Genomic DNA, 14,798 nt, shown 5'->3' on the forward strand with positions numbered 1-14,798 from the left:
GCGAGCCACCCAGCACTGCCCCAGTGGACCCAGGCAACAATTGGGAGTCACTTCAGCCCAGGGGTCAGGGTTACTTCAACCTTACCTCTTGAAACTTACCTCTCGAGCTGCTTGCAGCTCGAAAAAAACTGCGCGAACCAAACCCACAACGGTTCGCGCAGGGCCAGCGTCCTGCCGGCACGGGACAACGGCCACAGACAAGGGGGCACCCAACCCGCGGCCGAAGCTCCGCTGCTCTTTAGATCAAGCTACCTGAATCATCATCCTGAACTCCTTGCAGGCCGACATCGTCGCTGACCGGCGGTTCGTCAATGACCGGCGGTGCCGTCTCCAGCTCATTCAACGCCAGCAAGGTATTGAAGAACTGAGTAGAGGACGGTGCATCCGCGTCCCGGGAAATCTGGAACGATGCCAGATCCTGTGAGCCACCATTGAAGGTCAGGCGCAACACCTGAACGCCGGCTTCCAGCTCCAGGTCTACCGATGCGCTGTCGTTGTAACTGCCCCAGGCGCCGGAGTTGGGTGTTGCGGTGCTGGCCTCGTCATAAACTGAGCCGCCCTTCTCCACCGAGGCGGTAATACTGCGTCCATTGCTCGGGTTGGAAGTGACAAAGTTCAGCGTATGCGTACCAGCCTGCTCGACATTGATGGTGTACTCCACCCACTCGCCATCCTCGATCCAGCCGATCGCTTCACCCTGGCCAACAATATCCACCGGGGTATCACGGAAGCTCGACCCCAATTGATCGCTGGACAGCTCGTTGTAGGCCACATCCTGTTCACCTTCATCGAACAACGCGGCATCCAGCTCCAGGCCGGTATCGGCATCCACCTGCCAGGGAGTTCCACCAGCGTTGAAGGCCTGCTGACCGTCACGCGAGAGGCTGAACGATGCCAGATCCTGTGAGCCGCCATTGAAGGTCAGACGCAGCACCTGTTCGCCCTGCTCCAGTTGCACCTGGGTTTCCTCGGTAGGCTGGAAGTTGCTCCACGACCCAGTTGGCGGAACCGCCACCGACGATGCGGTCACATAGGGCGAGTCACCATCCTTGCTGAAACTTGCGGTGATCGAGCGTATAGCACCCCCAGAGTCACCCAGCGCGGAAAGGAACGACAGATCGTAGTTTCCGGCTTCAGTGACGTTGATGGTGTACTCGATCCATTCCCCATTCTCGACCCAGCCGATGGCATTGCCGTTGCCGACGATGTCCACGCCTTCGTCACGGAAGTCTGATCCAAGTTGGGTTTCACTGGAGTCGTTGTAGGCCACGTCCTGGCCGCCGGTGTCATAATTCACCGCATCCAGAGTCAACCCATCGGCATCGACCTGCCAGGGTGTCTGCGTCGCGTTGAAGGGCTGCTGTTCATCTGCCACTGCCACCTGATCCAGCGTGAACGAGGCCAGATCAAGCTGTCCGCCGTTGAAGGTCAGACGCAACACCTGCTCGCCTTCTTCCAGTTCGAAGCTCAGTGGCCCGACCTCGTCGAAGCTGGTGAAGCTATCGGTATCGGTCACCCCCACAGTCTGGCTGCCGGTATAGAAACTACCGCCCTTCTCGAAGGCCGCGGTGATCGACTTGCCGCCGGTGGTCGCCGCAGCCAGGAAGTTCAGGGTATAGGTCCCGGCCTGCTCGACATTCAGCGTGTACTCGACCCACTCACCATCGGCGATATACCCCAGCGCCTGGGTACCGAACGTGATGTCCACGGCTTCGTCAGCCCGATAGCCCTCACCCTGATGAGCCGTCGTGGTGTCGTTGTAGGCCACGCCCTGGCCACCGTTATCGTAGAGCTTCGCTTCCAGGGTCAAGCCATCACTACCCACCGACCAGGGCGTTTCACTGCCATTGAAGGCGGTCTGTTCGTCCGGCGTGGGGTTATCGATGAAGTTCGGCACGCCATCACCGTCATCATCATCGTAGAGGTCGATACGTCCATTACCATCGGCATCTTCAGCACCGGTGGGATCATAGGCGGTGACGTTCTCCACCAGGAAGATGTTGTCGTTGTAGTCGTAGTTAACGCCGGCATAGTCCTGGATGACGATGTAGGTATCGGGAATCACGTTACCCGCAGCGTCCTTGGCCACATAGACGCGGATCAAGTGACCATCGTTGGCATCCCAGTTGAGGTTGGTACCTGGATTACCGATGGCATCGATGCTGTCTTCGTAGAGGTTGGCATCCGGGTCGGACCATGAAATGTAGCCCTGACGACCGGATATCTCGGCGAAGAAGCCGAACGGATCATCCCTGTCGAGGTTGATGCTGGCCAACTGGCTGCCATTGTTCAGCGTACGCGGCAGCAACGTCTGCCCGTCCGCCTCATCGTGGGCAATGATCTCGTTGATATCGCGACTGTCGACATCGTGAATGAACAACCGCGCGATATCCCCTTGGGTATGATAAGCCGCCAACTGGGTGATCTTGATCGGCGAACTACCATCGGCACGCTGGAAGTATGGCGCCAGAATTTCATCGCCATTGGCTTCCACCAGCCCACCCTGGTTCATCTGCCCCTCAGCAACATCGGTCGAGTAGCCAAAAGCGTTGACGATCTCCTGCACCGTCGGCTCCTGGCCGTTCTCCGATTGCCCCTGGGCGATCCCGGCGAGAGTGACAACCTTCTCTCCTTCATCAGGATCACTGGAGTTGATGATCAGGTTCGCTTCATAGAGGCTGCCATCATCATTGTCGGACGCGATGAAACGTACCTCGATGTCGATCGACTGCCCTGGCTCCAGTACGACGGAGTCGAAAGCGGACACCAATTCGAACAATGCCGGGTCGCTGACCTCGACACTGTTGATGGCAAGATCCTCGAAACCATCATTACGCAGCGTCAGCGTGGCCACGTCATGCACCTGCTGATCGCCGTTGGCAGGGTTCTCGATCCGCGACATCACCAGCCGATCATCGGATGGCACACCATCATTGTTGATGACCGTCAGATCACCACCGGTGACCGGCGACACGCCCTCGATCAGAAAGACGTTGTCGTTGTAGTCATAGTTGATCCCGGTGTAATCCATGATGCCCAGATAGGTATTGGGTATCACATTACCGTCGGCATCGAGGGCGCGGAACATGCGCACGGTATAACCGCGCTCGATTCCATCGGCATCCGCCGGGGGTGTACCGCCACCGGTCGGATTGAGCGACGGATCGGTCGACAGGTCGGCCACTTCGAAACCAAATACACCGTTGCCATTCCAGCCTGAGGGAATGTCCGAGAGATCGAAGTTTGCCGTGGCAAATTGACCGTTACTCAGCAGTGGAAGGATGGACTGATTGTTATCGCCCGCGTGGTTGCTGAAGATGACGTCCTGGCCCTTGTTGCCGGGATTGTGAATCCCCAGGGTCGCCCCTCCGCCGCCATGAAACGCCGCCAACTGCGTGATCTTCGCCTCTCCCACTCCATCGGCCAACGTCCAGTAGCGTGACAATACTTCGTCGTCATTGACCGGCCGATAGAGGTCGAAATCATTGAGCACGGAATTACCGCCACCGTCCACGGTCGGCAGACCATCAATACGATTGCCGAAGCCGAACACCTCCCATATTTCATTGACGTTGGGCTCCCAACCTCCTTCGTCACGCGCTTGCCAGAAGCCAGCCATATGGACTTCAGCGATAGGCGAGTCAGCGTCGTTGGTGGTCAGGCGAATACTGCCCTCGAACACCCCATCTCCGGCATCAGTCGTCGGTGCCGTATAGGCATCGCGGTCGAACAGCACCGTGATCTCGATCGATGCCCCGGCGGCGAGGCTCAAGCCATCGAAGACATCTGGGTCCGCCAGCACGAAAGGTCCGTCGATGGTCGCATCGAGGAACTCCAGTGTCTCGCTGCCACTATTGCTGATGGTGACGGTGGCGCTTTCCTTGAAGTCACGATCCGGATTGGAGACGCCGTTGTCCTCCAGGTAGCTGAAGTGCAGACGATTGGAGAAGTAGGCCGGATCACCGCTCTGTACATCGATGTCGGCGTTGTCGTTTCCGGCTATCGGAGTGATATCCAGATAGTCGATGTCATCGGCACCATCCGCTGCCGACACTACACGCAGGTTATACTGCTGACCTGCCAACAGCTCGACCCACACTCCTTCCTCTCCAGCGTCTCCTTCCCCGGGATAGGCCAGCGTATCCACCGGCTGACCATTGAGCGTCAGCGCCAGGCTACCACCGGCGTCAGCGCCAGCATTGGCCGCAAGATCAAGACGATAGAGCCCATTCCCATCAACGCTGAAATAGAAGTCCGCGGTCAGTTCGTTGATCGAGCGCGCACTGTCGCCACTTTCCAACTCGATGCGTGAGCCATCGGTGACATCGGCATAGACCGGTACGAAGTCATCGGCGGCACTCGCGGGCACACGTAACAGGTCAATATTGGGCCCAACACCATCCGGAGCCGTTACCGTAATGGTATTGCTGCCAGCCTGTAGGTTGACCAGTACGTCCTGATAGAACCAATCGCTCTCGGCGGCGTTGCTCTGACCAACGAAATTGACCTGGCCGATATCGACGCCATTGATCGTTAGACCCAGCGGACGATCCGCCTTGGTCGATGCCAATGCATAGCGGAAGCCGATCTCGTAACTGCCAGCCTCATCGACCTCAATCGTCCAACTGATGGTCTGATCGCCGCTGCCATCGAAATCGACGAAGCCATCGCCAGAGGCATTGCGATCATCATCACTGGCCAGCACCACCGCGGGGCCATCGAGCTGAGCACTCTCGGCTTCATACTCGTCGAAACCGGATGCCGTGGCCGGATCCTGCAGGATCTCAAGTTGATCGATATTGGGACCGGTATTGTCGGTCGCCTGTAGGCGTACTGTATTCTGCCCACTGACCAATGCCGCCGGAATATCCACCGTCAGCCAGTCAGCCCAGCGTTCATCAGCCGTGGCCAGCGAGCTGGGCGAGAAGCTCACCACTCCGACACTGACATTGTTGACGAACACTTCCAGCGGACGATTCGCATCACCGCCATTGGCATAGCGTATCCGCAGAACCGAATCTCCGGATTGGCTTGCCTCAAGGTCGAAGGTGAAGGTCAGGAAGTCAGCATTGGTTGCTCCAAAGTCCGCATAGCCACCCGGCACACCATCGCCGCCATTGGTATTGCCATCGACCCCGTAAGCGCCTGGGCGCAGACCGTTGGGTAGATCCTGATTGGTCTCGGGGTTGTCGATATCACGGATCTGGATTTCCGCGTCTGTGCCAGTGGCAATGGTGACTGCACTACCATCGTCCGGCGTCTTGTCCTCGGCCTGAATCGCCAGAATTGACACCAGGTCATCAGTATCCGGGTCGGGGTCCACCGTCCCGCCGGGCACCGGGTCAAGGCGAATGATCTGACTCTGGCCGTTACCGCGATTGAGCGTCAGCAGATACAGCTGACCGGTCGCCGGGTTCTCGATGATATCCAGCGGGTCGATATAGCTGATGACATTACCGTCGACGTCACGCAGCACATCATCACCGATCACGTTGCCATTGGCATCGAGCGTGATCGAGCGGATATCGTCACCACCGGAGTACTCGGTAAACAACACGTTGCCCTGCAGGTTGCCGCCGAAGATTCCACTGGTGTATTCCACTGCGCCATTCGGCGAGCGGTTCTCACCCAGCGAATAGACACCCGCTAGATCGTAGGTACCTTCCGGATTGGTGCCCACCGGGTAGCTGGTGACCTGACCGGGATCATTGCCCGCGGTCGGGTTACCGCCATTGAGGATGTACTGATCACGCAACGGATTGGGGTGGCCGTAGTAGCCATCTTCCGAGATGCGGAACAGATAGTCGTCCTGCTTCTCGACATTGGTGAAACGCTCATCCTCCGGCGTATCCGGGTTGTCCGGTACATTACCACCGGCTGCCGAGCCATTGGTCGGCACGTACAGGAAGCCATTGGAGTGCCATACCAGGTCGTAGGCATTGCGCGCACCGGTGGCAAAGATCGTCAACACCGCACCGTCGGCATAGGGGTCGTAATATTCCTCGAGAATATTGCCATCAGCATCCTGAACTGTGGCCACTCCCTGATCATCGAACACCAGGAACTCGCCATTCCCCATCGGGATCGGATCGTCCTTGACGTTATTGTCGTCGTCGGCAAAACGACGGTTGAGGCCATCGTCCGGCAATGGTTCAGTGGTCACATCAAAACCACCGGGAGGTGCATCACGCGTGGGATCGATCTCCAGCACGGCGGCATTGAGCAGCCGCTCGGGGCGGTTACCCCAGGCACTGTCCGGCTCACCCATGGCCGAATTGGAGCCCTGGATCAGGTACAGCAGATGCGTGGGCGCATCCGGGTTGGTGAGCGGGTCATAGTCAGGGTTCTCGCGGAACTCGAGACTATTGGTCACGTGGTCGCCGTTGGATCGCGGCAAACCGGTGATGTAGGGCTCCGCGACACCCGAGAAACCGGGGCCGTCATCGAGGGTGATCTTTGTCACTCGGCCACTGAAGTCCGGAACGCCATTGTCCCGGCCGGACAGTGGAATCGGATAGTTATCGGTGATCCACAACACATTGGGATCGGTAGGATCAGTGGTCAGGCCGATGATACCGCGACGGTCATTGTTGCTGTCGGCCCCAGGCTGGAAGAAGTAGTCACTGGGCAGGCTCAACTCAACGCGGTTGCCAAGCGACCCGTCTATCGGATCAACGTCATAGCGCAGCAATTGGCCACCGATGGTAGCCACGTACATATGCTGGCCATCGGCGCTGATTTCCAGTGACGTGAAACCAAAGGCGTTATCGGCGGCCCCGTTCAGTTCGACGACGTCGTCAAAGGCCACGTCGCGTGGCACGATCTCGGGTTCCTCACCAGTGACGAAGGTATTGGTGTACTTCTGGAACTCACGCGTCGGTGCATCCGGATCATCGTTGGGCCCACGATCCTGGAAGCCTTCGATCACCAGCGTATAGCTGGTGAAGGGCTTCAAGGTCTGGCTGGGTGAGATCGTCAGGGAATCAAAGCCACCGGTGGTGTTGGCATTGAAGGTCACTTCTTCTCCCGACACTGTCTCGAACAGGCGGATCGAGCCGTCGGCAAGACTTTCCAGCAACGCACCACCCCGGCCATCCACCACCGAGATCCCCACGAAGATGTCAGATGTCGGATCGACACCCGTAGGAATACCACCATCCGCCGGATCGAGATCGACCTCTACTTCATTCTGTCCGACTCCAGCAATCGCTCGGGCATCGTTGAACAGCGCGTAGTCTTCCGGTGCCTCGCGATCATCATTCGGCGTCAGGTCAGGCAGCGACTGGATCTCGATGTACTGGATTTCGGTGTTCTCATTGTCGACACCGATGGAATCCAGGGTCAAACGCCCATCGGTGACTTGCACGATGCGTGTCACCAGATCCGAACGCACGCCGTCGGTATCATCCGCAGGATTGGCATCTGCGGGGAAGTCACCAGGACGGAATGGCGTGAAGGGATCATTGAACAGCTCTCCCTCGGCATTGATAACGTTGTGGCTATCGTATGGGCCGGAGGTATCACCGATCGAAATGGTCACTTCGTAGTAACCATCCTCGAGTTCGATTTCCCACCCCGCGCGTACGTAATCGGCTGACGGCTGATCAAAGTGCGCATAGGTGCCCTGACGCGGATCCAGTCCGGCGATGTCATCGGTTCGATCATTCACCGCGACACTGGTCAGTGAGCTGATATCCAGCGGAATCGTGCCATTGTCGGTACCATCGGCGATGGAGGCTTCAGTCACCCAACCGTATTGGTATGTCTGGCCATCCACGTTGACCGATTGCTCTCCGAAGGCCTTGCCGGTATCCGCGATATATCCGTCAGGCACCGCCACTCCTTCCGGTTGGAAGTTGATCTTGACCGAGAAGCGATCGCCTGGCTCGACCTCGCGTGGCGGCTGGTCGCCTTCGCGGAAAACACGGATATTGTCGATATTGGGGCCAGCCGTACCGGCATTCTCGAGACGAATGGTGTTGCTGCCAGCCTCAAGCTCAACCTCGATGGTCTCCTCCTGCCAGTTCTCCCAACCGGGATTGCCGGCGCCAGTGGAGCCGAATCCGAAGCTTCCCTGATCGGCCCCATCCACCAGTACATTCATCGGCCTGGCAGCGCCAGCACCATCGCCGTTGGCATAACGCACCGTCAGGCTGTAGGTGCCTGCTTCGTCGACGCTAACCTCGAAAGAGCCTGCGTCCCCGGCATCACCGCCCATATCCAGATAGCCAGTGCCGGTGAATCCATCCCACAGCCCATCCGCGCCGGTGGCGGTATTGGTCTCGGGGTTGGAGGGGTCTCGCACCTGGGTGTCCAGGGTGTCACCAATATTGTCCGTGTCATCAATTGTCAGGGCTTCACCCTCGATGACAAAGTCAAAAGGCTGCGGGTCCGTGTTTCCGTTATCCACTGGAGCAAAGGTCACCTGATCGATATTGGGACCGTTGGCCACGCCACCATTGGCGGCATCGGGAATACTCAGCGAGAAGGTATTGGCCCCCGCTTCGAGATCAATCTCGACCTCAAGCGTCAGCCACTCATCCCAGGGATCATTGACACCATCATCTATGGCATTGGTAAAGCCGAGGACTGAGGGGGAGGCACCATTGATGCTGAGTTCCAGCGGCCGGGCTGCATCACCGCCGTTGGCGTAGCGAATCGTCGCGGTGTAAGTGCCTGCGACTGGAGCATCGACATTGAAGACCAGTTCATCTCCCGCATCGGTGCCGAAATCAACATAAGCATCGCCGACAGCTCCCGGACGATAGTTGCCAAAGGCATCGGGATTATCGGGATCTATCACTCGAGTGAAGTCACCATTGGAGGGATCACCAGTGTCATTGACCAATGCGTCTTCGGCCTGCAACGTAAACGGATCGACATCAACGCCGTCGTCGATGGTCACGCTCTCGGTCGCACTGGCCTCGTTACCCGCGATATCGGTGACAAACAGCATGACCTCGACGCTGCCACTCAGGCCGCTGAGATCGAGCGTCACATCGCCGTTGGCATCTGGTGTTACAGGGGTGCGAGTTGTTCCACCATCCAACGAGACGGCGTAACTGACAATGTCATCGTCAGCACCACTGACATTGAATACCACTGTCTCCAGTTGATCACTGTTCAGGGTATCGTCGGCAGCATTCAGTGCCAGATTGCCATCGACATCGGCACTGTCATCAACCGGGATCGGGCCACTTCCCGCCGCGGTGATCTCGATGCGATCAATGTTGGGGCCAGTGGTGGCACCCTGTGGAATAGCCAATGAGACAGTGTTACTCCCTGCTTCGAGGGTAACGGTCACTGTCTCGAATACCCAGTGGTCGAAACCTTCCTCCACTCCAGCACCATCCGGGTCGGTACTGGCAAACAGCAGAACCTGAGTGCTGCCATCGTTGACCGATAGATCCAACGGTCGTCCAGTATTGCTGGCATAGCGAATATTGAGGTCATAGGTCCCCGCTTCGGATACATCAACGTCGAAGCTCAGGGTGTCGCCCGCAGTGTCACCAAAGTCGACATAGCCAGTACCGGAATAGTCGGGACGCAAGCCACTGAATCCCGTGCCAGTTTCCGGATTATCGGCATCGCGCACCGTAGTGACGGTAGCGTTGCTGCCGTCATCCTGCAGGATGATCGTACCGTCCTCCGCCTGCAGGGAGATCGGCGTAAAGCCATCCTCATTGACATCCGTCACCGTGACGGCAATCGTCTCGGTGGCACTGAGATCACCATCGGTAACGCTGACCTCGACTTCGTAGACTCCGTCCTCATCAGCATCAACGGCCAGTTCGTAGTCACGTGGAGAGATGAAGCTCAGTACGCCGGTGTCGCTATCGATACTGAACAGCGGTGCATCGACACCTCCGGTGATGGCATAGACCGGCGCGTTCAGAACAACCGTTTCACCGTCCTCATCGACAACCGGAATGGTCCCTACCTCAGTGAGGTTCTCATCAATGCTCAACGCGACGGGAGCAATAGAGAGGCTTTCGTTGATATCGGCAACGCTGACCAGGGTCTGCTGGGAAACGCTGGTGGTGCCATCACTGACCACAACGGTGAGCTCGTAGACCCCATCTTCATCGTCATCGACCGGTAGTTCCGCATCCGGTGCCACAACAAAGCTCAAGGTGCCGGTAGCGGCGTCATAGCTGAACAGAGCAGCATCCACACCTTCCAGACTGACACTGAGGTCGTCGCCATCAGCATCGTCCAGCACCAGACTGGCGACTGCCGTGCTGTTCTCGTCAACACTCAGTTCGGAGTCGAGGCCAGCCAGGGTCGGCGCGGTATTGTCCGGTGCGGTGGTGGGGTCGAGTATCAGTGAGTCGATTCGCATCAGCTCGCCGCCTTCGGCCTGCAACGCCAGTGTCGCCAGCATCCCAGCGGTAATCTGAACCGGTGTTTCGAATACGATTTCCTTGCGATTGCCACTCTGGCCAGCCGAGCCACGTGCCCCACTGCCGACAAACGTGCCGAAATCATCGTTGAGGACCACTTGAGATGACAGTTCGCCGCTGGAAGCATTACGCGCCTCCAGCACCGTATCGCCAATGCTCAGCGTCAAACTGCCTTCACCATCGGTTTCGTCATAGACGTACAACCGCACCGTATACCAACCCGGCGTGACACCCGCAGCATCAAGCTCGGTAGAAACGCTGGCCGGGTCGGTGCTGATCATGCGAATCAGCTGTTCATTGGAAGCCGACACGTTACCGGAGGCAACGATATTGGCCGCACTCAGATCTGTGAAGTCCTCGGCCTCAATGGTTATCGACGGCGGCGCGGCCTGCTCTTCGATCTCGAAATTCAGTGTCTGAGTTGCAGACAAGCCGCCTGGATCTGTAGCACGAACCGTAATATCGAAACTGCCAGCCTCCACAGGAGTCCCCTGAATGAACCCATCGACTACCTCGAGTCCTGCGGGCAGGTTCTCTGCGCTCAGTGTCAGAGCATCACCATCCGGATCAGAGAACAATGGTGCAAACTGGGCCAGCTCAATCTGAACGAAGTTCTCACCCACCTGGCCAAAGTACGGCTCCAGGGCAACGGGCTCGACCACCGGTGCATCATTGACGTTCTCGACGGTCAGAGCAAAGTCCGTCGCCGTGGCTGCCTGGCCGTCATCGGCAGTGACTGTCACGGTATAGGCTCCCGGCGCCAGATCACCAAGACTGCCGGTGAGCACCAGTCCGTCGAAGCTCAGGCCATCCACGTTCACGATATTGTCGGAAGCGTCAGTCACATTGACACTGAACGTCAGGTCATCGCCGTCATCGTCGACAAAGGGCAGATCAACTTCCAGCGCTGAACGCTCCGCCACCACCATGTCGGCAATGCCATTGCCAACCACACGCGGGGCGCTGTTGGTATCCGTGCCGGTGTCGCTGCTCAGTTGCACATTGCTGAAGCGTGCGGAGCCTTTCTCGCCAATGTCGTCGTCATTGACCAGCACCAGCGAGCCAATCGTCTGGCCGGCATGGGCGGATAGATCGATGCTGAAGCGCATGCTGCCATCGCCATTGTCGATGCCCTGGCCACGTAAATCGACGAAACCCGCCTGGCTTTGTGAGCCACCAAGTTGATAGACCGAATTGCCGCCATTGAAGGGGTTGTCATCTGCATCGAAGCCGATCGCGATGATCTCCGACAACGGGGAGGAAGACGCCGTCAGATCCAGCGTCAACACCGTGTTCTCGGTGATCAGAAAGTCTTCATCCAGACCGAACCGCTTCCAGGTGTTATCGAGTAGCGCCAGAGTTGCACCATCATCCTCGATGGCGACATCGTTGCCCGTGACAGGCTGATCCTGAATGGCGTTCCAACTGGTAATGGCAGCACTGTTGAAGACCACGTCCACCGTGTCCGGCTGCGGGTCAGTAGCATCGGCCTCGAGCACCACACTGGTTGAGGTACTCGCCTCATTGCCCGCGCTATCCGTGACATACAACGTCACACTGACATTCCCGGGAGCCTGAGTGGACAGGTCCAGCAACAAGCTGGTGCCATCCACACCCACGGCACTGCGAGTCGTCCCACCATCAAAGCTGGCCTCCGCACTGACGATATCGCCATCCAGCCCGGAGAGGTTGAAGGTCACGGCATCGGCGTCCGCAGCCGCTACAGAGTCAGCAGGACCGGCAATCGACAGGTCACCATTCTCGTCCGCCGTGGTGTCAAGGCTCAATGCCATACCCTGCTCTGCCCGATTGCCGAAGACATCAAGGACAATGAAGGTCGCGTTCAGATCGCCATCTGGCTGGGCGCCGAGGTCGACACTGAAGTTACCATCGGCATCCGGCACAACCTCAGTAACCGTGACACCTCCGTCAAAGCTGACTCCGATATAGACCACATCGTCATCCAGCCCTGTCACGTTGAAATCGGCCGCAGCCGCTGTATCTGCATTGACCAGCGTACTTGCTGCTGTGAACAGGAGGTCATCGCCAACATCAGCGACTACATCGCCAACCGGACCGCTGCCCAGAGTGGTGACTTCAAGACGATCAATATTGGGACCACTGTTGGCTGATGCGGGAATCACCAGGCTGATGATATTGTCACCGGCCTGCAACTCCGAGCTCAGGGTGTGATACCCCCATTGATCGAAGCCTTCGGTCAGTGGGTCATCATCAAGATCAGTTCCGGCAAAGCCGAGCGTGACCGCAGGACCCGCATTGACATGCATCTCCATCGGACGCGCGCCATTGCTCGCGTAACGAAAGTTCAGGTCATAGCTGCCAGCCTCGTCCACGTTGACGGTAAAGCTGATCGAGTCTCCCGGCACACTGCCGAAGTCGACATAGCCGTCACCGGAATAATCCGGACGCAGGCCCTGAAAGCTAGCACCCGCCTCGGGATTGGAGGCATCACGTACCATTGTGTCGAGATCATTGTCGACACCCGGTTGTGCATCTTCAGCCTGGATAACGACCGGATCGATGACTGGGGCCGTCGGATCGACCGGGTCCGCGGCCAGCAATGCGACCTCGACCTTATCGATGTTGGGCCCGTTAGTGGCTCCGCCCAGGCGCAAGGTATTGGTACCAGCCTCAAGATGAACCTGAATGGATTCCGTGCCCCACCCTTCCCAGGCTGATGGTTGGCCGTCTGTGGGTAGATTCCCCGCAGGCACTTCGCCATCGACATCATTCGGGTAGTAGAGCGCCGGAGCGGTGGCCGCGAAATTGAAGCTACCCAATGGGGTCAGTTGCCCATCACCATCCACCAGCGACAGGGGCAAGGGTCGAGCACTGGACGACGCATATGTCGAGGTAACGGTATAAGTACCAGCCACTGCGACATCAATGCTGAATTCAGACCAGGCATCCGCATTATTCAATGCCCAATCAAGGTAACCTTGCCCCTCAGCACCGACGCGGAAGGTCTCAGTACCGTCGGTGAAATCTGCTATGGAGTCAGGCGTCACCACGCGGTTGGTGCCGCTATCTTCAACGTCCTGAAGCGGCGATAACGTCATATCCTCGGCCTGAATGACATGCACATTCGGATCCGGAGCACGCACCTCCAGATAGTCGATATTGGGGCCACTGGCACCATTCGAGGTAAAGGTGACGGTATTCACTCCTGCCTGAAGTGAAACGCGAATGACTTGCTCACCAAACTCACTGAAATCGGCAGGATCTGCATTCAAGGTCGTACTGCGCAGGTCGAACATGCGATCGACCAGCTCATTGTTGACATCGAGCCGCAGCGGACGGTTGCGGTCACTACCGTCACCGTTCTGACTCAGGGCATAGCCCAACGCAAGATCGTACTCTCCAGCGTCCGCGACACTGAAGGTAAACGTCAGCGACTCCCCGGAATCTTCGACATAGTCGACATAGGCTCCACCCTCGGCGTTGAGGGTATTGGGCTCGGACGGGTCGTCGACAACAGCAATACCTGGACCGTTCAGCGTCGCGTAGGCACCATCAGCGTCAGCGCTGTCTTCGGCCTGAATACGAATCGGCACGAAGTCAGCCAAGGTCACCTGTAGAGCATCATCACTACCTAATGCAGACGACGCATCAGCGTTCAACAACGCCTGTGCGTTGGCTGGTGGCGTATCGCCTTTAGCTCCCCGCGCCGCAATCCCCGTTGGAACAGCTTCAGTCGGCAACGTCGGAGGCCCTGCTGCTCCCTTTTCGATGGATGCCCACCAATGCTTGATGCCGATGTTAGCGCTAACATCGGCATCAAACAGCGCAGCGGTAGACAGAAACTGCTCCGAGGCCTGTTCCTGCTCTGTTTTCGTAGAGCTGGGCTCCACCTCGAATGCCATTGTGCTGATCAAGTCTTCGAGCGTCCGCCCGTGCTCGTCAAGTGCCTCAATCGTCACCCTGAGACTGCCTTTGGGTGGTTGTGGCAGGTCCTCGAAAATGAAAGGGCGGCGAGACACCTCGAAACTCGACATGCTTCCTGATGCATCGTGCCACGTCATCCAGAGGGACCTGATGTCCTGTTCCCCTACTCCTGGGTGAGGCACAACGCAGAGGTCGTACTTGTCAAACATCCCCTGTTCAAAACGATCTCTGGTCTCGAGAATCTTGTGCAGATTTTTATTCTGTGATTTTGCCACAAACCCAATCGAATACATGACCAATCCCCGGCTTATTGATGTTGTATACCAACACTACGCCTCCCCAGACGGCGCATTCCCAACGTCAACCACTCGACCGAAGTTCCATCCTGTTATTCTGGAAGGTCGGCCAAACAGTGTCTTTCTGATCCCTTTTAAAACCAAAACCACCCTATCCATACTGAACAATGCAAACCCCATCCAAACCAGCATG

General features: G+C 57.7%; 1 protein-coding gene. It reads right to left on the reverse strand.

Annotated elements, in window-relative coordinates; genetic code table 11:
• Window positions 1–238: 238 nt before the first annotated feature.
• Window positions 239–14,419, reverse strand: a complete 14,181-nt coding sequence (locus AR456_RS11665) for a carbohydrate-binding protein (protein WP_021817203.1) — start codon at window positions 14,417–14,419, stop codon at window positions 239–241.
• Between the last annotated feature and the right edge of the window lie 379 nt (window positions 14,420–14,798).

Source organism: Halomonas huangheensis, assembly GCF_001431725.1.
In the GTDB taxonomy this organism is placed as follows: domain Bacteria; phylum Pseudomonadota; class Gammaproteobacteria; order Pseudomonadales; family Halomonadaceae; genus Halomonas; species Halomonas huangheensis.

Bases quoted from the DNA above. Each gene is read 5' to 3' on its own strand.
- AR456_RS11665 (WP_021817203.1), bottom strand. From the start codon at position 14,419: ATGTCGAGTTTCGAGGTGTCTCGCCGCCCTTTCATTTTCGAGGACCTG.